This window comes from Pedobacter puniceum (assembly GCF_009674685.1).
GTDB classification, from domain to species: Bacteria; Bacteroidota; Bacteroidia; order Sphingobacteriales; family Sphingobacteriaceae; genus Pseudopedobacter; species Pseudopedobacter puniceum.
The window spans coordinates 554,374-579,791 of sequence record NZ_WKJI01000002.1; the positions used below are offsets into that span (position 1 = coordinate 554,374).

At 35.2% G+C, this 25,418-nt stretch carries 17 protein-coding genes; 11 read left to right on the forward strand and 6 right to left on the reverse strand.

Features of this window, described 5'->3' with window-relative positions:
• Positions 1 to 40: 40 nt before the first annotated feature.
• Together tatC and rpiB are read left to right on the forward strand one after the other, a co-directional pair.
• Positions 41 to 919, forward strand: a complete 879-nt coding sequence (tatC, locus tag GJJ64_RS09065) for a twin-arginine translocase subunit TatC (RefSeq protein ID WP_154287483.1) — start codon at positions 41 to 43, stop codon at positions 917 to 919.
• A gap of 6 nt (positions 920 to 925) precedes the next feature.
• The gene (gene rpiB / locus GJJ64_RS09070) at positions 926 to 1,360 is read left to right on the forward strand and encodes a ribose 5-phosphate isomerase B (RefSeq protein ID WP_154287484.1); all 435 of its coding nucleotides are present in this window, start codon (positions 926 to 928) and stop codon (positions 1,358 to 1,360) included.
• A gap of 46 nt (positions 1,361 to 1,406) precedes the next feature.
• Here rpiB and GJJ64_RS09075 read toward each other — a convergent pair whose 3' ends face one another.
• Genes GJJ64_RS09075 through GJJ64_RS09085 form a run of 3 tightly spaced genes read right to left on the reverse strand, consistent with a single transcriptional unit; the run spans position 1,407 to position 5,375 of the window.
• On the reverse strand, positions 1,407 to 2,609 hold the full coding sequence (locus GJJ64_RS09075; RefSeq protein ID WP_154287485.1) for a Gfo/Idh/MocA family protein: 1,203 nt from the start codon (positions 2,607 to 2,609) through the stop codon (positions 1,407 to 1,409).
• 38 nt (positions 2,610 to 2,647) lie between these two features.
• On the reverse strand, positions 2,648 to 4,000 hold the full coding sequence (locus GJJ64_RS09080) for a Gfo/Idh/MocA family protein (protein ID WP_154287486.1): 1,353 nt from the start codon (positions 3,998 to 4,000) through the stop codon (positions 2,648 to 2,650).
• 22 nt (positions 4,001 to 4,022) lie between these two features.
• Positions 4,023 to 5,375 (reverse strand): 3-keto-disaccharide hydrolase, encoded by a 1,353-nt coding sequence (locus tag GJJ64_RS09085; RefSeq protein WP_154287487.1) that lies wholly within the window; start codon positions 5,373 to 5,375, stop codon positions 4,023 to 4,025.
• A 177-nt stretch (positions 5,376 to 5,552) separates the two neighbouring features.
• Between GJJ64_RS09085 and GJJ64_RS09090 the strand changes: the two genes are divergently transcribed.
• Positions 5,553 to 7,979: a PIG-L family deacetylase gene (locus GJJ64_RS09090; RefSeq protein ID WP_154287488.1), complete on the forward strand. Its 2,427-nt coding sequence runs from the start codon at positions 5,553 to 5,555 to the stop codon at positions 7,977 to 7,979.
• 127 nt (positions 7,980 to 8,106) lie between these two features.
• Positions 8,107 to 9,792, forward strand: coding sequence for a sodium:solute symporter (locus tag GJJ64_RS09095; RefSeq protein WP_154287489.1), 1,686 nt, complete (start codon positions 8,107 to 8,109; stop codon positions 9,790 to 9,792).
• A gap of 46 nt (positions 9,793 to 9,838) precedes the next feature.
• Here the strand turns inward: GJJ64_RS09095 and GJJ64_RS09100 are convergent, their stop codons facing one another.
• Complete coding sequence (locus GJJ64_RS09100; protein ID WP_154287490.1) at positions 9,839 to 11,506, reverse strand: SUMF1/EgtB/PvdO family nonheme iron enzyme; 1,668 nt, start codon at positions 11,504 to 11,506, stop codon at positions 9,839 to 9,841.
• Between the two features lie 202 nt (positions 11,507 to 11,708).
• Here GJJ64_RS09100 and porU point away from each other — a divergent pair, with 202 nt between their 5' ends.
• From porU to GJJ64_RS09120, 4 genes are read left to right on the forward strand one after another with little or no spacing between them, the layout of a single operon-like run.
• Positions 11,709 to 15,500, forward strand: a complete 3,792-nt coding sequence (gene porU, locus GJJ64_RS09105) for a type IX secretion system sortase PorU (RefSeq protein WP_195759262.1) — start codon at positions 11,709 to 11,711, stop codon at positions 15,498 to 15,500.
• Between the two features lie 32 nt (positions 15,501 to 15,532).
• Positions 15,533 to 16,684, forward strand: coding sequence for a type IX secretion system outer membrane channel protein PorV (gene porV, locus GJJ64_RS09110; protein ID WP_154287492.1), 1,152 nt, complete (start codon positions 15,533 to 15,535; stop codon positions 16,682 to 16,684).
• The gene (gene ispF, locus GJJ64_RS09115; protein WP_154287493.1) at positions 16,685 to 17,164 is read left to right on the forward strand and encodes a 2-C-methyl-D-erythritol 2,4-cyclodiphosphate synthase; all 480 of its coding nucleotides are present in this window, start codon (positions 16,685 to 16,687) and stop codon (positions 17,162 to 17,164) included. It begins immediately after the preceding gene.
• A gap of 58 nt (positions 17,165 to 17,222) precedes the next feature.
• Entirely contained in the window at positions 17,223 to 17,546 is a 324-nt protein-coding gene (locus GJJ64_RS09120; RefSeq protein WP_026905270.1) for a heavy metal-binding domain-containing protein, read from the forward strand.
• Between the two features lie 40 nt (positions 17,547 to 17,586).
• On the opposite strand, the gene GJJ64_RS16990 is transcribed toward GJJ64_RS09120, so the two are convergent.
• Positions 17,587 to 17,748 carry a FeoB-associated Cys-rich membrane protein gene (locus tag GJJ64_RS16990; RefSeq protein ID WP_154287494.1) on the reverse strand — a complete coding sequence of 54 codons (162 nt, stop codon included), beginning with the start codon at positions 17,746 to 17,748 and terminating at the stop codon, positions 17,587 to 17,589.
• 122 nt (positions 17,749 to 17,870) lie between these two features.
• On the opposite strand from GJJ64_RS16990, the gene typA reads away from it, so the two are divergent.
• From typA to GJJ64_RS09140, 3 genes are all read left to right on the forward strand, one after another.
• On the forward strand, positions 17,871 to 19,682 hold the full coding sequence (gene typA / locus GJJ64_RS09130; protein WP_154287495.1) for a translational GTPase TypA: 1,812 nt from the start codon (positions 17,871 to 17,873) through the stop codon (positions 19,680 to 19,682).
• Positions 19,683 to 19,794: 112 nt separating this feature from the next.
• Complete coding sequence (locus tag GJJ64_RS09135) at positions 19,795 to 20,472, forward strand: MCP four helix bundle domain-containing protein (protein WP_154287496.1); 678 nt, start codon at positions 19,795 to 19,797, stop codon at positions 20,470 to 20,472.
• A 67-nt stretch (positions 20,473 to 20,539) separates the two neighbouring features.
• Complete coding sequence (locus GJJ64_RS09140; protein ID WP_154287497.1) at positions 20,540 to 21,985, forward strand: M48 family metalloprotease; 1,446 nt, start codon at positions 20,540 to 20,542, stop codon at positions 21,983 to 21,985.
• A 75-nt stretch (positions 21,986 to 22,060) separates the two neighbouring features.
• Here GJJ64_RS09140 and GJJ64_RS09145 read toward each other — a convergent pair whose 3' ends face one another.
• Positions 22,061 to 25,378, reverse strand: a complete 3,318-nt coding sequence (locus GJJ64_RS09145; protein WP_154287498.1) for a vitamin B12-dependent ribonucleotide reductase — start codon at positions 25,376 to 25,378, stop codon at positions 22,061 to 22,063.
• Between the last annotated feature and the right edge of the window lie 40 nt (positions 25,379 to 25,418).

Below are 25,418 nucleotides of genomic sequence, written 5' to 3' on the forward strand. Positions count from 1 at the left end.
CCATTCTGATTATAAAACAGAATGGTATTTTTGTTTTCGTATGGCAAAAGAGAGAAAAAAAGATTTAGTTGAAGCTATTAAGCAGAAAGGTAAAACTATAGAGGCAGAAATGTCTTTCTTTGATCATATTGAAGTTTTAAGATGGCACTTAATACGCTCGGCTGTAGCCATTGTGATTTTAACTATACTTGCCTTCGCTTACTATGATTTTCTTTTTGACATCATCATCATGGGCCCAAAACGTCCTGATTTTTGGACTTACCAGATGATGTGTAAAATTGGAGAACGTTTTAATTTAGGCCCTGATTTTTGCATCACTGAAATTCCTGGAAAAATTATCAATACAGAAATGGCTGGGCAGTTTACGTTACAGTTAAACTCATCTTTACTGATGGGTATAACTCTGGGTTTTCCTTATTTGCTATGGGAGATATGGCGTTTCGTAAAACCTGCATTACATGAAAATGAGCGTAAATCGGCCAGTGGTTTTGTTTTCTACGCTAGCATGCTATTTCTAATAGGAGTTTTATTTGGTTACTACATTATTGCCCCACTTTCTGTTAACTTCTTAACTAATTATACTGTTTCAGAAATTATAGAAAATACCATCACTATAGATTCCTACTTATCATCTGTAGCCACGTTAACTTTAGGTAGTGGCGTAGTATTTGAGTTACCTATTGTGATTTATATCTTATCTAAACTAGGTATCATGACACCGCAATTTATGCGTGAAAAAAGAAGATATGCAGTGGTTTTAATTTTAATTATTGCCGCCATTGTAACGCCTACACCTGATATATTAACCATGTTGACCGTAAGTTTCCCGCTATTTTTATTGTATGAAATAAGTATAGGCGTATCTGGCAGGGTTAATAAAAAGAGATTAAAAGAAGAACAAGAGTTTTACGCAAATTAATAATATATGAAAATTGCCATAGGAGCAGACCACGCAGGTTTTAATTATAAAGGACAAATTATTCCTTACTTAAACTCCTTACCCCAAATTACAGAAGTAAAAGACTTTGGTACCTATTCATCAGATTCTGCAGATTATCCTGATTTTGCACATCCTACAGCAGATGCAGTAGAAAGTGGGGCTTATGATTTAGGTATTTTAATTTGTGGTAGCGCTAATGGCGTAGCCATAACTGCTAATAAACACCAAGGAATAAGAGCTGCCATTTGTTGGGAAGTTGAACTAGCAAAACTTGCAAGAGCGCATAACAACGCTAATATTGTTTGTATTCCTGAGCGTTTTATTTCTATTGATTTGGCTAAACAAATTATTGATGCTTTCTTAGCTACAGAATTTGAAGGTGGCAGGCATGCTAATAGAGTAGGGAAAATATCCTGCTAAAAAACATGATAAAAAAAAATCCTGCTTGTAACAAGCAGGATTTTTTTTATGCAAATACATCATATTCTTTTTGCCAGTATTGTATTTTTCTGTTGTACATAGCTTCATTGGCTAAATGTACACAGATAGCAGTGGTAGCACCCGTTAAAACATTAGACGGAGGATTTTTCTTAGTTACTATACAATCAAAAAAATCTTTTAAGGCATACCAAGTTCCATCTTTACTTTTATCAGCTTCAATAGGTATTCCACCGTCTTTATTCCAAACAATTTTTGTAGCACCGGTAACACCATCAACGGTTTCTAACTCTGCTTTTGTTTCCTTTTCGGGATAAAAAACTCCTTGATTCATCAATAAAGAAACGCTGCCTTTAGTGCCTTTTAATTTAAACAAATAGCCATCTCTAGCATTAGCGCAGGTAGCACCGTAATTACCAATCATCCCATCTTTATCATATCTAAAAGTTGCTTGCACATTATCAAACGTCTCTCGTCCGTCTTTATAATAATCTACACCACCTGTGGCATAAACTTCGGTAGGGTGTGTATCAAAAGCCCAATTGATAAAATCTATTTGGTGAGAAAGTAATTCTGCAGCTAAACCACCAGAATACTCCTTGTACATACGCCAATTGATTTTTCTTTCTAAAGATGGCTCAGGTACAGGTCTACGCCAATTCCAGTTTCTATCCCACCTACAGTCTATCTGCGTTACTTTACCTAAGTAGCCCTTATCAATCATCTCTTTCACTTTAAAATAAAGTGGTGTGTAACGGTATTGATGCCCAACTTGTAACGTTAAATTTGGATGCAAAGCCTTAGCCTTTACCAAATCTAAAGCTTGTGAGATATTGTAAGTCATTGCTTTTTCTAAATACACATGCTTACCTGCTTTTAAAGCCGCTAAAGCAATATCATAATGTGCATTAAGAGAAGTAGCAATAAGTACAGCTTGTACATCAGCTTCAGCTAAAAGCCTTTTATAATCTTTGTAAGAAGCAATTTTTTCTCCACCTAATAACTTTTGCGTAGCTGCTAGTCTAAAATCTAAGGTATCGCAGATAGCAGTCACTTTAAATTGTTCTTTTAGTTCCTGCATCACTTGAATGAGACCATTACCCCTATCTCCACAACCTATTACAGCAACCTTTAAAGGAGTATTTGCAGCAAAAGCATGTAATAGCTCTCGCTGCATAAGTAATCCTCCGGTTACTATACCTGTCTTCTTAATAAAATTTCTTCTTAGCATTTCTAAGTATGATTAACGATAGCTATGAAAAAGTATTATTAATATTTAAACACTTTTCCATTAACCATAACTTCTTGTGTTTTTTCATCAAACGTTGCTTTAGAACCAGTTCTTACCGCTGCATTTGTCATGATAGTAGCAACAGAGTGATAATAACCAGCTTCCACCGGTGCATTAGTTTCTTTTCTACTACGGATACACTCCATCCAATTACGCATATGGTTAGAAGTTAACCTATCTGCCCCTGTATTAGCAGATGCAACTACCTTTTCCTCTTGACTAGTTAAACTCATTTCAGGAAGCAGGTTAGGCTTTAAGCCCATAGCAGCTGCTTGCTTTTCTTGTAAACCACCTTTTGGAGAAATTTTATTGGTATTTAAGTTTAATTCGCCACCATTAGAATAATAAATCTCAGCTGGACGCTCGTCTCCATTATGCATTCTAGAGCCAAATACTACTTGGAAACCTTTCTTCATGTCTTTATCACCATAATCAAAAACTGCGGTTGTGGTATCCCAGTTTCTTCTTCCGTCTTTCCACTGATAAATTCCTCCATTAGCAACCACACTTCTTGGATACATTAAGCCAGTAAACCAATGTACAGTATCAATTTGGTGCGACATCCACTGCCCAGGCATACCCGAAGAATAAGGCCAGAATAAACGGTATTCTAAGTATTTCCTAGGATCCCATTCTTCAAATGGACGATTCATTAAAAAGCGTTTCCAATCTGTATCTTCTTGTTTTAGTTTAGCCACTAAATCTGGTCTGCGCCATCTACCAGGCTGGTTAACATTCCAAGTAAGTTCTACCATTGTAATATCTCCAAATTTACCCTGTTGGATAAAATCAGCCGCAGCTTTATAATTAGCGCCACTTCTTCTTTGAGAACCAATTTGAATAATTTGTTTAGAGGCCTTTATAGCTTTTAATGCCGCTCTATTATCTTCCATGGTTTCTGCAAAAGGCTTTTCACAATAAACATCGCATTTAGCGTTAACAGCTTCAATAGCGTGTAAAGCATGCTGAAAATCTGCTGTACTTACTATTACAGCATCTAAATCTTTCATAGCATACAATTCATCATTATTTCTACAGCCTTTTATATCGTGGTTAAATTTAGATTTTAAAAGCTCTACCCCTAAGTTTCTTCTATAGCTCCATAAATCAGAAACAGCTACCATATCAAAATTTAATTCTTGATGATGATTTAGAAAACATGGCAATAAAGTATCTCTAAAACGATCTGAAAAACCTACAGCACCAACACGTACCCTATCGTTAGCACCTAAAATTCTACCATAGCTTTTTGCACTGAAGCCCATAGCTCCAAAATATGTTCCGGCTGCTGCAATAGCAGACTGTTTTATAAATTTTCTACGTGAGTTCATTTTTATTTTGATGTCTTTAGGTTTATAGTTGTTTAATTTTTAGGCTTCTAAATGCTACTGCATTTCCATGGTCTTGTAATAGAATCCTTCCTTTAGGTGCCATTCCAAAGTTTTTCCAATCTTTATACTTACTTTCTGATACCAATTTTAAGAACTCTGCCGAGCCTCTGGTATAATTAAGGATATTGTGGCCATTTAACCAATATTCTACTCTATTATCTGGGTAAACCCTGATAATACCTTTATTCCACTCGCCTATTGCCTTTTGTGCAGCTGGTATTTTCTTAGAAGTGATTAAATCATATAAAGAACCCAATGTACGGTTACCATCTTTACCTAATTTTGCATCAGGATGTGTAGCATCATCTAAAATCTGGTACTCAGGACCAATGGCTGAGCCTTTATTACCTTCGCTTTCTGTAACAAAATATTTTACACCACTGTTAGCACCTTTAGAAAGTTTAAAATCAAACTGAAACTCAAAAGCACTATATTCTTTTAAAGTAACTATATCACCACCGTTGGTAGACTCGCTTCCATCAGCGTCTTTAACTCTTAATTCGCCATCAACAACTTCCCATCCTTTAGTTGGGAAAGTGGTTTTATAAGCGCCTCTCCATTGCGAAGTACTTTTACCATCAAATAACAAACTATAACCTTTAGCTTTTTCTTGAGGAGATAAATGATTTGGGATATAATTTGCGATAAAAATACCATCCGGCTTAGAAGGTTGTAAATTGGTAGTTTGTATTCTGATATTTCTCCATCTGATTTCTTTGCCCGGAGTCTCTTCTTTCCTGATAGAATGCACTTGCAGTGCAATAAAACCTGATGCGGTTTCAGCATCTACAACATGAGCCGTAGGGATACCATTCACCCAAGTTCTTATCGTATTACCTATAGCTTCTATACGATATTTATTCCATTCGCCCGGTTTAAAAGCTTTCTTACCTTCTGGATTTAGTTCTAGGTTATATAACCAGCCTCGTCTACCTTCGTCATAAATACCACCACTCCAAGCTCTGCTGGATGGATCAATTTCCATTTGATAGCCATGAACTCTACCATCACGATAGTCTGCTTTACTTAAACTTCTAAATTGAACGCCAGAATTCATGCTATTATCAACAAGAAGTTCTAATTCTAAAATAAAGTCGCCATAAGTTTTTTCGGTTGCCATAAAAGAGTTAGGTTCATTAGAAACTGTAGTCCCTACAATCTCGCCATTTCTAACTTCATACTTAGCTTTACCGTTTAGTTGTTTCCAACCTTTAAAGTCTTTTCCATTAAATAAAGACTCCCATTTACTTTGGGCAATCGTTTGCCCAAATGCTGCAAACATGAATAGTAATAAAATACCTGTTTTAAGTTTCATTTTGAAAGTGATAAATTGGTTAGCAAGCCCTAATCTAAAGAATTAAATCTAAATATCTTTAACCGAGTAAAATTTTCTTAAAATTTGGTGAAAGAGTTTTGTAATTTTTTTGTTCTTGAAACACATAAGCAAAAATTTATTATTTTACTTAGCTAAAGTTTAAAAGAAATCAATCTCATGAAACTTAGAAACCTGCTCTTATATTTTTTAGTGCTCCCTTATTTTACTTTTGCCCAAAATAATGCTTTACCCAATGCAGCAGAGCTTAAACTCGATCTAAAAAAATTAGATGTTTTGGGAAGTGTCTTATATATAGCCGCTCATCCTGATGATGAAAACACACGCTTATTAAGTTATTTAGCTAAAGAAAAGCTGGTAAGAACTGCTTATTTATCTTTAACCAGAGGAGATGGTGGTCAAAACCTTATCGGTAATGAGCAATCTGAAGAATTAGGATTGATAAGAACTCAGGAACTATTAGCTGCCCGCAGAACGGATGGTGCCATCCAATTTTTTACCAGAGCAAATGATTTTGGCTTTTCTAAAACTGCCGATGAAACTTTTAATATCTGGAATAAAAAAGAAATATTAGGTGATGTTGTATACATCATCAGAAAATTTAAACCAGATGTTATCATCACCCGTTTTCCTAATGATGCTAGAGCAGGCCATGGCCACCATCAAGCATCATCTATTTTAGCTCAAGAGGCTTTTAAAGCTGCGGCAGACCCAAAGCAGTTTCCAGAACAGCTAAGGGAAGTAAGCGTATGGCAAACTAAAAGAATTCTTTGGAACACTTATAATTTTGGCTCGGCTAATACAACTGCCAATGACCAATTAAAAATAGATGTTGGCTTGTTTAACAATTTATTAGGAAAGGGCTATGGCGAAATTGCAGCCGAAAGTAGATCGATGCACAAAAGTCAAGGTTTTGGTTCTGCCAGACAAAGAGGCTCAAGCTTAGAATATTTTAGCAGTTGGCAAGGCGAGCTTCCTCAAAAAGATTTATTTGAAGGAATAGATTTAAGCTGGGGCAGACTTCAAATTAAAACCGATATAGCTAAAGATATTACAAGCATTCAAGACAAATTTAATATAGAAAAGCCGGGGCTTATTGTTGAGGATTTAATAAAACTCCATCAAAAAATAGCTGCATTACCTGATAGCCATTACAAGGATATAAAACTTGAGGAAGTAAAAAAACTTATTCTGCATTGTAGTGGAACTTGGGTAGAAGCACAAGCTAAACAAGCCCTTAACGCACAAAATACTACGGTGGAGTTTAATTTAAATGCTGTTACGCAATATCCAAATGTAAAAATCACTGCATTTAACCAAAAAACAGATGATTTGAATATCAATCAGCTATATAGCGCTAGAAGTCAGACCCAAATCAGTAAAATTACCCAACCTTATTGGTTGGTTAACCAGCATCCTATAGGGCAATATGTTTTAAATAAACAAGCAGATATCTTACAACCTGATGGACCAAAAGCACATACTATACAAGTTAAACTTAGCTTTAATAATTACAGTTTAGACTACGAAATTCCTGTAATTTACAAATATACAGACCAAGTAAGGGGCGAGGTTTATCAACCTTTGGTGATAGCACCACCTGTAACCATTAATCCGGAGGATAAAGTATTGCTTTTCACTAATCAAGGTGAAAAAGAAATTCGCGTAAGGTTAAAAGCATTTAAAGAAAACCTCAATGGCGAATTAATTCCTGAATTACCTAAAAACTGGAAAATAAGCCCGGAAAAGCAAAGTTTTAACTTCAAAAATATGGGAGAAGAGCTAAACCTTATATTTAAAGTAACTCCTTCAACAACAGATGAGCGTGTAACCCTAAAATTTACAGCTCAAATTGCTAATGAGGCTTATCAAAAAGCTTATCATGAAATTAAATATGAGCATATCCCTGCCATAAGTTATTTCTCTGAGGCCGAAGTAAAACTCACCAAGCTAGACATAAAAACAACTGGGAATAAACTCATAGGCTACATCAACGGAGCCGGAGATTTAATACCAGAATCGTTAAAGCAAATAGGTTATCAGGTAAATATCCTTACAGAAAAAGAAATGCTAACCGGAGATTTATCTGCATACGATGCTATTATAACCGGAGTAAGAGCATTTAATACCAATGAAAAATTACCATTTGCAAGACAAAACCTACTTAAATACATAGAAAATGGTGGTACTTTATTGGTACAATATAATGTTAACAGACCTTTGCTAACTACAGAAATCGGCCCTTATCCTTTTAACATCACAAGAGATAGGGTTACAGAGGAAAATGCCAAAGTATTTTTCTTAAAACCAAAAAGCAAAGTGCTAAATTACCCTAATAAATTATCTGCTAAAGATTTTGATGGCTGGATACAAGAAAGAGGTTTATACTTCGCAGATAATGCCGATAGCCGATATGAACAACCTTTAGGTATGAATGATACTGGAGAGAAACAAACATCAGGTGCACTTTTAGTGACCTCTTATGGGAAAGGAAAATTTATTTATACCGGTTTATCATTCTTTAGAGAGTTACCTGCTGGCGTTGCAGGTGCTTACCGTTTATTTGTAAACCTGATAAGTAAATAATGGATAAAAAAATTAAAGATACCGAACTACCTCCTTTTATAAAATCCTGGAGTCAATTTTATCGCTTACTGGTTTATTGGCTGGTTATCCTTATCCTCGTTTTTTACCTCATTACCATTCGCTTCTCATGAGTTTAATAGATTGGTTTGTACTTGCCTTTACCATTATTTTTATTGTGGTTTATGGCATCTGGAAAAGTAAAGCAAGTAACCATATAGATGGTTATTTACTTGGCGATCGTTCTTTGCCTTGGTATCATGTGGGTTTATCGGTAATGGCTACACAAGCCAGCGCTATTACTTTTTTATCAGCCCCAGGTTTGGCTTACGCTGATGGAATGCGTTTTGTACAATTTTATTTTGGTTTACCCCTAGCCATGATTGTACTTTGCATCACCTTCATCCCTATATTTCATAAACTAAAGGTTTATACTGCATATGAGTTTTTAGAGCAAAGGTTTGATGTAAAAACCAGAGTCTTAACAGCTTTTTTATTCCTGATACAAAGGGGGCTATCTACCGGTATCACCATTTATGCTCCGTCTATCATCCTATCAACCATATTAAATGTAGACCCTACTTATACCACTTTAATTATAGGTTCTGTAGTGATATTATATACCTTTTACGGAGGCACAAAAGCTGTTTCTTATACCCAGCTTTTACAAATGAGCATCATCTTTTCGGGCTTGTTTTTAGCAGGATTTGTAGTGGTAGCACTTTTACCTGCTTCTGTAGGTTTTACCGATGCCTTAGACATTGCAGGCAAAATGGGTAAAATGAATGTTATAGACTGGAAGTTTGATTTAAATAATAGATATACCGTTTGGACAGGATTAATAGGTGGCTTTTTCTTGCAGCTATCTTACTTTGGTACAGATCAATCACAAGTTGGCCGCTATTTAACCGGAAGCTCTGTAGGGCAAAGTAGAATGGGTTTGTTGATGAATGGCTTACTAAAAGTGCCTATGCAATTTTTAATTTTATTGATAGGGATATTGGTCTTTTGCTTTTATCAATACCAAAAGCCACCTGTATTTTTTAATACTTATGAAATTAAAAAAATAGAAAAAAGCGCCTACGCGGATGAGTTTAAACAAAAGGAACTAGCTTTTGACGCTGCTTTTGAAGCTAAAAAACAAAAAGTAATAGCTCTGGAAAACGCCATCAATCAGCAGCAGCAAGATATTAGTTCTTTAAAAGCAGATGTAGTACTGGCAAATAAGACCTTACAGGATAAAAGAGAAGAAGCATTAACGGTGATGAAAAAAAACGACCCTAATGCAGATACAGATGATACCAATTACGTTTTCCTGAGCTTTGTTACACAATACTTACCGCAAGGATTAATTGGCTTATTGGTAGCCATAGTTTGTTTAGCCTCTATGGGTTCAACAGCTAGCGCCTTAAACTCATTGGCATCAACCACAAGTGTAGATATTTATAAAAGACTAATTAATAAAACAGGTAGCGATTTAAAATACCTCAACGTAAGTAAAGCCATAACCCTCTTTTGGGGTATTTTAAGCCTAGCAATGGCTTTGTTTGCAGGTAAGTTAGGTAATTTGTTAGAGGCCGTAAATATTTTAGGTTCCTTATTTTATGGAACCATTTTAGGGATTTTCTTGGTTGCTTTCTATTTTAAGAAGATACGTGGTAAAGCTGTTTTTTTAGCCGCTTTAGTTACCGAGGTTTTTGTTTTTACAGCTTATTACTTTGATTTAATGGCTTATCTATGGCTTAATCTTTTTGGCTGTGTATTGGTGATTGTTTGGGGCTATGTATTTCAGTATTTACAGCCAAAACAATCATAAAAAAAGCCTCTCCAAAAATCAGGAGAGGCTTTTTTAATTCTTTTTATTATTTCTTAAATCCTACTCTAGACTTTGGCTGTCTAAACTGAGGAGTTGATTTAGGATTTATCTGTGGATCTCCTACGCTACTCATGGCGCATCTAAAACCTATTTCAGAGCTGGCTTCACCTTGATCTAAATATCTTCTAGTACCAGGGTTTAACCAATAAGCTCTATCATTCCATGAACCACCTTTATATACTTTAGATCTATCACTAATAAGTGTTATCTTACCATATAAATCTAAGTTTTCATTATCAATATAACCTCTTTGGTCTGCGTTAAACGTAGGCACAGCAGAAGCCATCTTATCATCTTTAGGTTCTGGTGTACTTGGACTTGGCTCAGTAGCATTGCCATACTTACTTTTTTGTATCTCGTAAGGGTCTTTCTTACCAGAAGTAGCTTTTACCTTTTTAGGTACATTAGTTTTACCTATAGTTTGTATTTGTCCTTTATCATCATAAGCATTATTTTCAAATACGTTACCACGATAAGGGTTAAAATCTTCTACTTCATCAAAAGATAACTGGCGGTAAGTATCGCTAGTCCACTCGCTTACGTTACCTGCCATATTAAACAATCCAAAATCATTAGGAATGTAAGCCTTAACCGGAGCTGTAATATCTGCTCCATCATTTAAGTAGCCTGCAACACCCATATTATCTCCACCACCTCTTTTAAAGTTGGCGTAAATTAAACCTCTAGTGTCTTTATTCGGAGAACGTACCCCTATCCCATACCAAGGGTATACTTTACCGCTTTTAACTATGCTGTTACTTCCATCACTTTTTAAAGCTAATGCTGCATATTCCCATTCAGCTTCAGTTGGTAATCTGTATCTACCTGGCGTAAAAACACCATCTTCAATTTTTGCAATTCTACCAGTATTTGCTGCTCCTTTTTTACCTCCCGCTTGTGGTTGTGCTTGTGCTGTTACCACATTTGGTCTTGGTGCACCTTTACCTAAATCATTATATTGTCCGTTTAAATATAGGTCCAAATCAAAAGGTTCTGTATTTACTTTATTTCCGGTTGCCGCTGCTGCACCACCTTTTCCGCCTTTGGCTGTACCCATTTTAGCAGCAGAATAAGCGCCCCAGTCGTTCATAATTCTCTTGTTACGCAAGATATTTTCATTCACAACATTAGTTCTCCAATCGCAGTATGCATTTGCTTGTTCCCAAGTAACGCCAACTACCGGATAATCTTGATAAGCCGGATGTCTTAGATAATTATTTACGTAAGGTTCATTGTAAGCCAGCGGACTTCTCCAAACTAAAGTATCTGGTAAAGCTTCATAATACCATCTGGTATCAGCAGCTACTTCTTTAATCCAGTTTAAATACTCTAACCAGTCTAGATTAGCCACTTCTGTTTCATCCATGTAAAATGTAGCTACGGAAACTCTTCTTTTTGGAGAAGCGTAATCATAACCAATATCATCTATGGTAGAGCCTCCTAAAACAAAAGTACCCCCTTCTATATGAACCAATCCTGGCCCAGGAGTAGGTTTGGTTTTAGGCATTACTTGAAGAGAGCCTGGTCTTTTTTGATTGTATAAGGCTCCGGTTTTACCAGATATTTTTGACGGACCAGCATTCTTTTGGCAAGAACTTAATATCATCATCAAACATATGCAGGCCGAAAGAAAAGTAATGGTATTTTTTCTCATGCGATTTTATAAATTTTCAACGCTTAAAAATAATAAATTATCTTAATCAAGATGATTAATTTTACTTACTATGAAGATTAAGCTGTAGTTTCCCTATTTTTAGCTATTAAAACGAAGTTTAAGTTTTAAAGTTACACAAATTACAAATATTTATTTAAGATTGAAAATAACTAATAATCAACTTGTTAAGCTTATTATATTTTTGCTTCTTGTTCCTTATCAGCTCAAGGCACAAAATTATAGTATTAAAAAAGCAATTGATTGGAGTTTTTTCAAGCCTCAGGATAATGATTCAAAAACGTCTGTAAATTTAGAATTCCCAAGATATTTACCCGAAAAATTTGCCGATTTACCACTTATTCATTTAAAAATTCCAGTACAATCTTCCCAAATTTCTGTTAGCGTAAAACCGTTACAAACGCAAATAACAAATCAGTTTACAAACCAACAGACCTCTAAAATAGGACAAAATATTTGGTTTGATTATCAAGTAGTTGAAGAACAAAAGAAACTTTGGCTTGTGGTAAATATGCTTCCTGTTTTCAAAAGTTTAAACAATGTTTATCAACTTTTAGAATATGAGATAACTCTTAGCAATAAGGCTACTAATTTTCAAGCTCAAAAAACAAATAATTTCAAATTAAGCCAAGTGAGTAACTCTGTTTTAGCGAGCGGGAATTGGTATAAAATTGGACTTAAAAATGAAGGCCTTTACAAATTAGATTATAATTTTTTAAGGAATATAGGCATAGCGGTAGACCAATTAAATCCTCGTTTGATAAAAATTTTTGGTAATGGTGGCCGAGCTTTAGCGCAAGAGAATACTGCTTTTAGACAAGATGATTTATTTGAGAATGCTATCAAAGTTATAGGCGAAGAAGATGGTAAATTTGACCCTCAAGATTACGTTTTATTTTATGCTGAGGGCAATATTTATTGGGAATTTAATACACAAACTCAAAAATTTACCCATCATAGAAATCATTATTCTGATTCTTCTTTTTACTTCATCAATACAGAAGGAAATAATGGAAGACGTGTAAATAAGCAATCTTATCTTAACCAAACCTCAAATTATACTACCTCTTCTTATACCGATGTTCAGCTTCATGAGCGGGAAAATTATACCGCCATTATGGAAAATTTAAAATCGGGAAGAGAGTGGTACGGAGAAGATTTTGAATTTAACAATAACCAGAATTTCAGTTTTAACTTAGATGGAATAAAAATTACCGACTCTGTTTACATAAACGCAGATATGGCTATAAGAGCCAGTCAAAACTCGGCTGCAGAATTAAGAATTAATAACCAAACAAGGGCAACTTTAAATGCTAATGCCGTTCCTTTAAGTTTTGATACTGATTATGCAGCACCAGCAAATCAATCCTTTTCTTTTTTACCTAATAACTCCAATTTTTCGGTAAGCATAAGCTATAATAAACCCAATTCTTTAGCTAATGCATGGTTAAATTATATTAGACTTAGCTGTACAAAAGATTTAAAAACAGCAAATTGGCTTAGGTTTAGAGATATTTCATCCATCGGACTAAACAGAATTACACAATTTAATTTTTCTGGAAATTTAACTGGAAAAGAAATTTGGGATATCACCAATCCCTTAGTACCAATAGCTATTGATTACTCGCCCAATTCTTTTATTTATCCTACACCTAACCTAAAAGAGTTTCTACTATTTGATGTACAAAGTGCACAAGAACCAAAATTTATTAAAAAGGTAGTAAACCAAAATTTACACGCTTTAAGCCCCGTTGATATGATTATCATATCACCATCAGAATTTTTGTCAGAAGCTAAAAGACTGGCAGATTTTAGACTAGCTGAACAAAATATCAGAAGCCATATTGTTACCCCAGAACAGATTTTTAACGAGTTTTCATCTGGCGCTAGAGACGCAACAGCTATAAGAGATTTTGTAAGAATGCTTTATAAAAAAGCTAATACAACAAATTTACCTCAACACCTTTTATTGTTTGGTAGTGGCAGCTTTGATAATAGAAATATCAAATTCAATAACAACAATTTAATTGTTACCTACCAATCTAGAAACTCATTATCACCAACGCAAAGCTATACTTCTGATGATTATTTTGCCTTATTAGATGATGATGAAGGCAGTTTTCCGGAGAATTATACTGCCCCTGCTGGATTACTAGACATCAATGTGGGTAGAATACCCGTTACAACTTTAAAAGAAGCAAAAGACGTGGTAGATAAACTTATCTACTACACACAAAACACCCAATTAGGAAGCTGGCGTAATCAAATAGCTATTCTAGCAGATGATGAAGATGCCAATACCCATCTTAACCAAGCAGAAGCTAATGCCAATATCCTTAACCAACAAAAGCCCAGTTTTAACCTTCATAAAATATATTTTGACGCTTACAAACAAGAAAGTACTGCTTCGGGTAACCGCTATCCGGATGTAAAAAAAACCATTGATAATATTTTAAATAATGGTGTTATGCTCATCAATTATACAGGGCATGGTGGCGAGGGTGGTTTAGCTGCTGAAAGAGTTTTAACAATTGATGATATTAATAATTGGGATAATACCCATTTACCCATCATTTTTACAGCTACTTGTTCTTTTAGTAGATGGGATGACCCCTTAGTACGCTCTGCCGGCGAGTTGCTACTAAAAAAAGAAAAGCATGGTGCTATCGCTCTATTTACAACAACAAGAATTGTTTTTGCTTCCTATAACTTTGATTTAAACCAAAGCTTCTTAATAGCTTTAAGCCAAGCAGCGGCACAAAACAGAAAGATTAGCTTTGGCGAGGTATTTAGATTGGCTAAGAATAATAATATTGGAGGCTTAAATATCAACTCCAGAAATTTTACCCTTTTAGGCGATCCTTCAACTTTATTTCCTATACCTTACAATATTGTTAATACTTTAAGCGTTAACGACAGAGCAATAAGTAACCTAGACACCTTAAAAGCCTTGCAAAAAGTTAAAATAACCGGACAAGTTGTTGCTCCAAACCAAACACTTTTAAACACTTTTAACGGCACTATATACCCAATCATTTACGACAAAGCATCAGCAATTAGCACCTTAGGACAAGACCCCGGCCTTTTCGGAAGCACCCCACAAATATTTAAAACTCAAAACAATATTATTTATAAAGGCAAGGCAAGTGTAAAAAACGGACAATTTAGTTTCGAGTTTATTGTACCTAAAGATATCAACCTACAGTTTGGAGAAGGCAAAATAAGCTATTATGCAGAAAATCAGCAAATAGACGCTAGCGGAAACCTTAGCAATATCATGATAGGCGGTTTGGCAAATGTACAAAGTAATGACAATATAGGCCCGCAAATAGACCTTTTCTTAAATGATGATAAATTTGTTTCAGGAGGTATAACCAATAGCTCTCCTTTTTTATTAGTTAATTTAAACGATGAAAGCGGTATCAATACCACTGGTATTGGAATTGGACATGATATTGTTGCCACTTTAACTTATAATAATGAAAGCACCAGCATTATTTTAAATGATTGGTATCAGGCAAAAACAGATTCTTATCAATCTGGCAGTATCAAATATCCTTTAGAAAATCTAAAGCCTGGGATGTATAGCTTAAAATTAAAAGCTTGGGATACTTTTAACAATTCATCAGAACAAACTATTGAGTTTGAAGTTAGAAACTCAGAAAAATTAGAAATAGCCCATGTATTAAACTATCCTAACCCTTTTACTACTAAAACTAGTTTCCAATTTGAGCATAATCATCCAAATGAAGATTTGGATGTGCAAGTAAATATTTATACTATTGCAGGGAAGCTAATTAAAACAATAAATCAAACCTTAATAAGCTCAGGAAACCGTGTGGATAACATATTTTGGGATGCCAAAGATAATTTTGGAGACAAATTAGCAAGAGGCGTTTATATATATGAGATAAAAGTACGCTCTAATTTAACCGGAGAAACTGCGAAAAAAACAGAAAAATTAGTCATCCTTTAATTAATTTAAACAAGAAATTTTAGCTTTATAAAATGAAAATTAATAAATATCTATTTCTGATATTAAGCACTATTGTTGCGAAGTTTGGATACGCTCAGTCTGGAGGCACTACACCACCACCTGATGCAGTAGACGGTAGAATTGGAAACATCATCACCACTGCCGTTCCATTTTTATTAGTGTCTCCTGATGCCAGAGCCGGAGCAATGGGAGAAACCGGCGTAGCCACCCTACCTGATGTAAACGCTACCCATTGGAACCCATCTAAACTTGCATTTTTAACAGATAAATATGGTTTCTCTGCATCTTACAGCCCTTGGCTACAAAATATAGCTCCAGATATAAACATGGCTTATTTAAACGGCTATTTCCGTTTAGATGAAAGAAATGTTGTGGGTGGCTCTTTAAGATATTTCTCTTATGGAGATATACAGCTTACAGATGCAACCGGCTCTAATATAGCACTATATAATCCTAACGAACTTGCTATTGATGCAAGTTTATCTCGTTCTTTTGGCGAAAACTTCTCTTTAGGTACAGCTTTAAGATTTGTATTCTCTAACATCTCTAACAATGGTATTGTAGATGGTAGCCAAAACAGAGCTGCTACAGGTTTAGCTGCTGATATTTCTGCTTACTATAAAGGCAATAGAAAACCTATGTTTGGTAAAGAAGCAACGTTAGCAGCCGGACTTAATATTTCTAATATTGGTACAAAAATGAGTTATTCTGATAATGCTCCTAGGATTTTTATGCCAACTAACTTACGTTTGGGTGGTGCATCAACCATACATCTAGATGAGTATAGCGATTTTACTGTTTCTCTAGATATTAATAAACTTTTAGTACCATCAGAACCTAATAGTACCAAATCTGTACCAGCAGGTATTTTTGGTTCTTTTAACGATGCCCCGGGAGGTTTCTCTGAAGAATTGCAAGAAATTATTTATTCAACAGGTTTAGAATATTGGTACAATAAACAATTTGCGCTTAGAGCCGGATACTTCTACGAAAATCCAAATAAAGGAAACAGAAGTTATCTTACTTTAGGAGCCGGTTTAAAATATAATATTGTAAATATTGATTTCTCTTATGTTTTAGCAAATCAACAAAGATCTCCTTTGGCTAACACACTCAGATTCTCATTATCATTAAATTTCGGAGAGGCGGGTACACCTAGATAAATGAAAATAAAAGTAGGTTTTGGTTTTGATGTTCATCAATTAAAAGATCAACATCCTTTTATATTGGGAGGCGTAAAGCTAGAACATCACAAAGGTGCCTTTGGCCATTCTGATGCTGATGTTTTAGTACATGCTATTTGTGATGCCCTTTTAGGCGCAGCCAACTTGCGTGATATTGGTCATCATTTCAAAAATACCGATGAAAGGTGGAGAGGCATTAGCAGTTTAATCCTATTAACAGAATGCGTAAGATTAATAGGTGAGAAAGGCTTTATCGTTGGTAATGTAGATGCTATGTTATGCTTAGAAGCTCCAAAAATAAACCCTCATGTGCCTGCTATGAAAAAAAATATCGCTCAGGCTATGGGTTGCGATGAAGACGATATTTCTATAAAAGCCACTACAAACGAAACTATGGGATTTATAGGAAGAGAAGAAGGTGTTGTAGCTTATGCTGTTTGTTTAATTGAGAAAAAGTAATCGGTTTTTTGTAACAAAAAGTCTCCTTTAGTGTCTCATCTATATAAAATTTAAAAACATGATTGTAACAACAACATCACACATAGACGGAAAAAAAGTAGTTAAGTACATTGGTATAGTTAGTGGCGAAGCTATTATAGGAGCAAATATTGTGAAAGACTTTTTTGCAGGTATCAGAGATATCGTTGGCGGAAGATCTGGCTCTTATGAAGAAGGCCTTAGAGAAGCTAAGAACATTGCCTTAGCAGAAATGCAAGATTATGCAGCAAAACTTGGTGCAAATGCTATATTAGGTGTAGATTTAGACTACGAAACTATGGGTGCTTCTGGTAGTATGCTTATGGTTTCTGCTAGCGGCACAGCGGTAATTATAGAAGATTAAATACTCTAAAACTTATTTCTCAAAAGCCGATGATAATAAATCATTGGCTTTTATTTTCCACATCTATCTTAGAAAAATCAACCCCACATTTACAGCTACTACCACAACTTGTTTTAGTATTAAAACTTCTGTAAACAAGCCTAACAACATAAATAACTGCAATTAAAAACAGGGCAAAAACCAATATTGTCTGTATATCCATAACAAGCTCAAAGTTAAGGTTTTGTTAAGTTTTAATCGTCATCTAATTTTCACGATAGCTTAGTGCTTAAATTACCGATTTAAAATCATACCTTTGCAAAAATTTTTTTAAGCATTTTTTGCATGCAAAACATTAGAAATATAGCGATTATCGCTCACGTTGACCACGGAAAAACTACCTTGGTTGACAAAATTTTACATTCTTGTTCTATCTTTAGAGATAACGAATCAACCGGAGAATTAATTTTAGATAATAACGATTTAGAGCGTGAACGTGGTATTACCATCGTTTCAAAAAACGTTTCTGTTAAGTATAAAGACGTTAAAATTAATATCATTGACACCCCTGGTCACGCGGATTTTGGCGGTGAAGTAGAGCGTGTACTTAAAATGGCCGATGGTGTATTATTACTTTGCGATGCTTTTGAAGGTGCTATGCCTCAAACTCGTTTCGTAACCCAAAAAGCTTTAGCATTAGGTTTAAAACCTATTGTAGTTGTAAATAAAGTTGATAAAGAAAATTGCCGCCCTGAAGAGGTTTACGAGCAAATTTTTGAATTATTCTTCAACCTTGAAGCTACAGAAGAGCAATTAGACTTCCCTGTTATTTATGGTTCTTCTAAACAAGGTTGGATGAATACTGACTGGAAAGTACAAACAGATAATATTTTCCCTTTAATGGATGCTATTTTGGAAAATATCCCTCCAGCACCCGTACAAGAAGGTACTTTACAAATGCAAATCACTTCTTTAGATTATTCTTCTTTCGTAGGTCGTATTGCAATTGGTAGAGTAGCCCGCGGTACCATTAAAGAAAACATGCCTGTGTCTTTAGTTAAACGCGATGGTAAAGTTGTAAAATCAAGAATTAAAGAATTATACACTTTTGAAGGCTTAGGAAAAGTTAAAGTTTCTTCTGTTTCTTCTGGTGATATATGCGCTGTTGTAGGTATTGATGGTTTTGATATTGGTGATACCATTGCCGATTTCGAAAATCCAGAGCAATTAGAAGTAATCAGCATTGATGAGCCAACAATGAACATGTTGTTTACCATCAATAACTCACCTTTCTTTGGTAAAGAAGGTAAATTTGTTACTTCACAACGTTTAAGAGAGCGTTTACACAAAGAATTAGAGAAAAACTTAGCGCTACGTGTAGTAGAAACTGATTTACCAGACGCTTATCTAGTTTATGGTCGTGGTATTCTCCATTTATCAGTTTTGATAGAAACCATGCGTCGTGAAGGTTACGAATTACAAGTAGGCCAACCACAAGTTATCGTTAAAGAAATTGATGGTGTTAAATGCGAGCCTATAGAGATTTTAATTGTAGATGTACCGGGTGATGTTGCAGGTAAAGTTATCGAGTTGGTTACACAACGTAAAGGCGAGCTATTAATCATGGAGCCTAAAGGCGATTTACAACACTTAGAGTTTGAAATCCCTTCAAGAGGTATCATTGGTTTACGTAACAACGTTTTAACTGCAACTGCTGGTGAAGCTATTATGGCACACCGTTTTAAAGCTTACGAGCCTTGGAAAGGTCCAATCCCAGGACGTTCTAATGGTGTATTAATCTCTATGGATAAAGGTTTAACAACTGCTTACGCTATTGATAAATTACAAGATAGAGGTCGTTTCTTTGTTGATCCAGGTGTTGATATTTATGAAGGTCAGATTTTAGGTGAGCACATCCGTGACAACGATTTAGTTATCAATGTAACCAAAGGTAAGCAGTTAACAAATATGAGAGCCTCTGGAAGTGATGATAACGTAAGAATTGCTCCTGCTATTAAATTCTCTTTAGAAGAGTGTATGGAGTATATCCAAGCGGATGAGTATATCGAAGTTACACCACAAAATATCCGTTTACGTAAAATCTACTTAACAGAGAATGAGCGTAAAATAAATGCAAAGAAGTTTGTGAATCAATAATCTTCTTCCACTTATAAAAAAGGGTTATCTGTTAGTCAGATAACCCTTTTTTGCTTTATAAAGGTTTCTTTTATTAAAAATCAGTATCTTCAATTGAAACCACCAGAAAATTATGAAACTAGCTTTTGCAATACAAAGGAAGATACGTTTGGCTATAGCTCTGGCCATTATGATGTTTTTTAGTATCTTCCTAAGTTTAGTAGAATCTTATAACATTAATAAAATAGCTAAATCCTTTAATTCTATTTATGAAGATAGACTTATACCTGCCGTTGATTTATATACTATAGCCAACCATATTCAAGATAAGAGGCAATATTTATTCAGTTTTCTATTTAGAGATAACATTAGCCAACAAACTGCAATAAAGTATTTAAAAGCAACAGATGCTAAATTAGACACCTTAATTAACAAGTATGAAAACACTTTTCTGGTAAAAACAGAAACTAATTATCTGGCTCACTTAAAGAAAAACTTAGAAGACTTTAGAAAAGAAGAGCAAGCTTTAATCATTACTTCTTTAACAGATAAAGAAAAGGCAAAAAGTATTTACTTAAACCGCACTATTTATGTTTATGATGAGCTCAATAAGGATTTAATGCAGCTTACACAAGTTCAAACACAAGTGGGTAAAGAGTTGATGGCCGAGTCTAAAAAAAGCCAAGCCAGTTCTTCATTCATCACCAAATTGCAACTCTTCATTGCCATCATTTTAGGCTTAATTATCATGATACTTGTTCTTACCGACAAGCAGGTACTATTAAAGAGAGAAAAGTTCAATCTTAATTGACAATAACTAAATCATAAACTAACCTAATGGTACTAATTTTGTGAAACAAGCATCAACAAACTAACTTATGTCCATTGCTCAAAAAAAATCATTCTTACTTCCTTTAATTTGTATTTCTTTCTTTATCAACTCCTGCTCAGAAAACCCCGTTACAGGCAGAAAGCAACTTGTATTAATGTCTACAGAGCAAGAGATTGCTTTAGGTCAAGAAACAGATCCTCAAATTATTGCACAGTATGGTTTATATGAGGATAAAAATCTGCAAGAATTTATAACTAAAAAAGGCAATGAAATGGCGACTATTTCTCATCGTCCCGAGTTGAAATATGAGTTTAAAATTGTTGATTCTGACATCATCAATGCTTTTGCTGTACCAGGTGGTTACGTTTATTTTACTAGAGGCATCATGGCTCATTTTAATAATGAAGCCGAATTTGCCGGAGTTTTAGGTCATGAGATAGGCCATATTGCCGCCCGCCACTCGGTAGAACAACAACGGAATGCTATATTGGGTCAGCTTGGTTTATTAGCCGGGATGATTATAGCTCCAGATTTAGCAAAATTTGGTCATGAAGCATCCCAAGGCTTAAGCTTGCTTTTTTTAAAATTTGGTAGAGATGCAGAACGTGAATCAGACGAGTTAGGTGTAGAATATGCCTCAAAAATTGGCTATGATGCCAAAGAAATGGCTTCCTTTTTTAAAACTTTAGAAAGGATATCAGCTAAAGAAAATCAAATGTTACCCGATTTTTTATCTACTCACCCAAACCCAGGAGATAGATATGTGGTTGTAGGTAAACTCGCTAAAGAATGGAAAGAAAAATTAGCTTCCAACCAGCTTAAAATCAACCGTAATAGTTATCTCAAAAAAATTGATGGTTTAATTTATGGCCCAGACCCCCGACAAGGTTTTCAAGAAGCTAACATGTTTTACCATCCTGTTTTAAAGTTTCAATTTCCAACACCTGCGAAATGGAATTTTCAAAATACCCCACAAATGGTACAAATGGCACCAGAAGATGGTGGTGCTTTGTTAAGCATGCAACTGGCAGAAGAGAAAGAATTACAAAATGCTGTAGATAATTTTATCGATAAAAATCAATTGAATATTGTAACAACTACTGAAACGAATATCAATAACTTACCTACCATAACTGTATCTGGTAAGCAACAGCAAGAAAATCAGGATGAAATTCAGATATTGAGCTATTTTATCAAATATCAAAACCAAGTTTATGTCATTACTGGTATTGCGTCTGCTGCCAATTTCAACAATTATAAAAGTACTTTTATAAATACCATGACAGGTTTTAAACCTTTATCACAGCCCGATAAATTGAACAAGAAAGCAGAACGCATTCGTATCAAAACGGTATCACAAAATGTAAGTTTACAACAAGCACTTAAAGCTTTTAAAGTAGCTGCTAACAGGTTAGAAGAACATGCTATTTTAAACGGCATGGAATTAACTGATAAAGTTGAAAAAGGAAGGCTGATTAAAGTTATACAATAAAATCACCAATAATATCTAAAAAAAAGCCCTGCAAATGATGATTTGCAGGGCTTTTAAATTTATTCAATTTTTAAATTAAGAACATCCCATAGAAGTTCCGCAATTTAAACATTTGTAACAAGTACCAGATCTAATGGTAGTATGTCCACAGCTGCTGCAAGCAGGAGCATCAGACTGCGCTCCCATAGAAATATCTAATGATAAACCTTTTTTTGCTGTTGAAGCAACGGTTTCTTGAACTGGTGCTGGCGTATAAACGTTTGTAGCATCAGTATTTACATCTGTGTCTTCTAATTGTGGATTTCCTGTTATAGCTTTTTGCTCTGTAATAACATGAACTAAATCTGTACGGTTTAAGTATTCATAACCTAACATTCTGAACATGTAATCAATAATTGATGTTGCAGATTTAATATTCTCATGGCCACTCACCATACCTGCAGGCTCAAATCTTGTGAAAGTAAATTTCTCTACATACTCTTCTAAAGGCACACCATATTGTAAACCTACTGATACTGCAATAGCAAAGCAGTTCATTAAAGAACGGAAAGTTGCACCCTCTTTGTGCATATCCACAAAGATTTCTCCTAAAGTACCATCAGCATATTCTCCTGTACGTACGAAAACGGTTTGACCATCGATACTAGCTTTTTGGGTAAAGCCTCTTCTTTTTGCAGGCATTACTTTTTTCTGTACCACCCTAGATAATTGTCTCATGAAACTAGTATCCTCAGAGCGTTGTAAGATGGCATTTGCCGCTTCTAATACTTGTTCTGGAGTTAAATCGCTTAATTTTAACTCAGCAGCTTTACCTAAAACTTCTTCTACAGTATCTAACTTATCATCATCTTTAGCATCAGATTTAGTAGATAATGGCTGAGATAATTTACAACCATCGCGGTAAAGTGCATTTGCCTTTAAACCTAAAGCCCAAGATAACTCGTAGCAATCTTTAATCTCTTCTACTTGTGCTTCGTTTGGTAGGTTGATAGTTTTAGAAATCGCACCAGATAAGAAAGGTTGTGCAGCAGCCATCATTTTAATATGACCATGTGCATGGATATATCTTACACCTTTAGCACCGTTTTTATTTGCGCAATCAAATACTGGGTAATGCTCTTCTTTTAAGTAAGGAGCTCCCTCAATCGTCATGGTACCACAAATGTATTCGTTAGCTTCTGCAATTTGTTGACGGCTAAAACCTAAAGCTCTTAACACATTAAAATCATGTGCATTATATTGCTCTGCTTTAAAGCCTAAACGTTGTAAACAATCCTCACCTAAAGTCCATACGTTAAACGCAAAACTAATTTCAAAAGCAGAAATAATTGCTTTATCTAATTTCTCTAAATCAGCATCAGTAAATCCTTTTGCTTTTAAAGAGTCTGGATTGATATGTGGAGCACCTTTTATAGTTGCAGCACCTTTAGCGTAATTTACAATAGCTTCAATCTCTGCTTCGTTATATTTTAAGTTTCTTAAAGCCGCTGGAACAGCCTGATTGATGATTTTGAAATAACCACCACCAGATAATTTTTTGAATTTTACCAGTGCAAAATCAGGCTCAATACCAGTAGTATCGCAATCCATAACCAGACCAATAGTTCCGGTTGGTGCAATTACCGTAGTTTGTGCGTTACGGTAACCGTATTTTTCGCCCATTTCTACTGCTTTATCCCAAGCATTGCAAGCAGCTGATAATAAATAATCAGGACATACTTTTTGATCAATTCCTGGAGGCGCAATTTCTAAGCCTTCATAAGCATCTGTAGCATTATAAGCTGCATAACGGTGGTTACGCATAACTCTTAACATACTATCTCTATTTTCTTTGTATTTACTAAAAGTACCTAACTCTCTTGCCATCTCTGCAGATGTTGCATAAGCAGTACCCGTCATAATTGCTGTAATAGCACCGCCCATAGCTCTTGCTTTTTCGCTATCATAAGGAATACCAGCTACCATCAACATTGAACCCAGGTTAGCATATCCTAAGCCTAAAGTTCTGTAATCATATGATAATTGAGCTACTTCTTTAGATGGGAACTGAGCCATCAATACAGATATTTCTAATACGGTTGTCCAAATACGACAAGCATGCTCAAAACCTTTTACATCAAAAACTAAAGTCTCTAAATCAAAGAAATGACGTAAGTTGATAGACGCTAAGTTACAAGCAGTATTGTCTAAGAACATGTACTCAGAACATGGGTTAGAAGCATTGATACGGCCACCAGCAGGACAAGTATGCCATTCGTTAATGGTAGTATCATACTGTACACCAGGGTCTGCACAAGCCCAAGCTGCAAAAGCGATATCATCCCATAATTTCTTTGCGTCTATGGTTTTCATCACTCTGCCATCAGAACGGGCAGTTAAATTCCAACCTGTACCGTTTTCTAACGCTCTAAAGAACTCGTTAGGAATACGAACCGAGTTGTTAGAGTTTTGTCCAGCAACAGTTCTATAAGCCTCTCCTTCGTAATCTGATGAATAACCAGCCGCTATTAAAGCAGCTACTTTTTTCTCTTCTTCTACTTTCCAGTTTACAAAGCTTTCAATTTCTGGGTGGTCTAGGTCCAAGCAAACCATTTTAGCAGCTCTTCTGGTTGTACCACCAGATTTGATTGCACCTGCTGCTCTATCACCTATTTTTAAGAAAGACATTAAGCCTGATGAGTAACCACCACCAGATAATTTTTCGTTCTCGCCTCTAATTCTTGAGAAGTTTGTACCTACACCAGAACCGTATTTGAAAATACGAGCTTCACGAACCCATAAATCCATGATACCACCTTCGTTTACCAAATCATCTTCTACAGATAAGATAAAACAAGCATGTGGTTGTGGGCGCTCGTAAGCTGATGTTGATTTTTCTAATTTTTCTGTTTTTGGATCTACATAATAGTGTCCTTGAGGACCACCGGTGATGCCATAAGAACTGTGTAAACCCGTATTAAACCATTGTGGTGAGTTTGGTGCAGCTAATTGCCCTACAATGGTATAAACAATTTCATCATAAAATATCTGCGCATCTTTAGCAGAAGCGAAATAACCATAACGCTCTCCCCAAACTTTCCAGCAATTAGCCATACGATGTGCTACTTGCTTAATACTTTTTTCTGACCCCAAAGAGCCATCAGCTTGTGGTACACCTGCTTTTCTAAAATATTTTTGAGCTAAGATATCAGTTGCTACTTGAGACCAAGTATTTGGTACTTCAACATCATTCATTTCAAAAACTGCGTCACCAGATGGATTTCTGATTACCGATGACCTTTTATCATATGTAAAAAGATCATAGACATCTTTTCCCTCGACTGTAAAGTAACGATCAAATTTCAACCCTTTTCCGGTAGGCGTAGCCGCCTTGTTTGATGATGATTTTCCCATAACTGATATTTTAATTTTTCTAATTCTGATTAATTGCTAA

What these genes read in the sequence shown, in the direction of transcription:
- tatC (WP_154287483.1), top strand. Translation starts at nt 41, where the DNA reads ATGGCAAAAGAGAGAAAAAAAGATTTAGTTGAAGCTATTAAGCAGAAA.
- rpiB (WP_154287484.1), top strand. Translation starts at nt 926, where the DNA reads ATGAAAATTGCCATAGGAGCAGACCACGCAGGTTTTAATTATAAAGGA.
- GJJ64_RS09075 (WP_154287485.1), bottom strand. Translation starts at nt 2,609, where the DNA reads ATGCTAAGAAGAAATTTTATTAAGAAGACAGGTATAGTAACCGGAGGA.
- GJJ64_RS09080 (WP_154287486.1), bottom strand. Translation starts at nt 4,000, where the DNA reads ATGAACTCACGTAGAAAATTTATAAAACAGTCTGCTATTGCAGCAGCC.
- GJJ64_RS09085 (WP_154287487.1), bottom strand. Translation starts at nt 5,375, where the DNA reads ATGAAACTTAAAACAGGTATTTTATTACTATTCATGTTTGCAGCATTT.
- GJJ64_RS09090 (WP_154287488.1), top strand. Translation starts at nt 5,553, where the DNA reads ATGAAACTTAGAAACCTGCTCTTATATTTTTTAGTGCTCCCTTATTTT.
- GJJ64_RS09095 (WP_154287489.1), top strand. Translation starts at nt 8,107, where the DNA reads ATGAGTTTAATAGATTGGTTTGTACTTGCCTTTACCATTATTTTTATT.
- GJJ64_RS09100 (WP_154287490.1), bottom strand. Translation starts at nt 11,506, where the DNA reads ATGAGAAAAAATACCATTACTTTTCTTTCGGCCTGCATATGTTTGATG.
- porV (WP_154287492.1), top strand. Translation starts at nt 15,533, where the DNA reads ATGAAAATTAATAAATATCTATTTCTGATATTAAGCACTATTGTTGCG.
- ispF (WP_154287493.1), top strand. Translation starts at nt 16,685, where the DNA reads ATGAAAATAAAAGTAGGTTTTGGTTTTGATGTTCATCAATTAAAAGAT.
- GJJ64_RS09120 (WP_026905270.1), top strand. Translation starts at nt 17,223, where the DNA reads ATGATTGTAACAACAACATCACACATAGACGGAAAAAAAGTAGTTAAG.
- GJJ64_RS16990 (WP_154287494.1), bottom strand. Translation starts at nt 17,748, where the DNA reads ATGGATATACAGACAATATTGGTTTTTGCCCTGTTTTTAATTGCAGTT.
- typA (WP_154287495.1), top strand. Translation starts at nt 17,871, where the DNA reads ATGCAAAACATTAGAAATATAGCGATTATCGCTCACGTTGACCACGGA.
- GJJ64_RS09135 (WP_154287496.1), top strand. Translation starts at nt 19,795, where the DNA reads ATGAAACTAGCTTTTGCAATACAAAGGAAGATACGTTTGGCTATAGCT.
- GJJ64_RS09140 (WP_154287497.1), top strand. Translation starts at nt 20,540, where the DNA reads ATGTCCATTGCTCAAAAAAAATCATTCTTACTTCCTTTAATTTGTATT.
- GJJ64_RS09145 (WP_154287498.1), bottom strand. Translation starts at nt 25,378, where the DNA reads ATGGGAAAATCATCATCAAACAAGGCGGCTACGCCTACCGGAAAAGGG.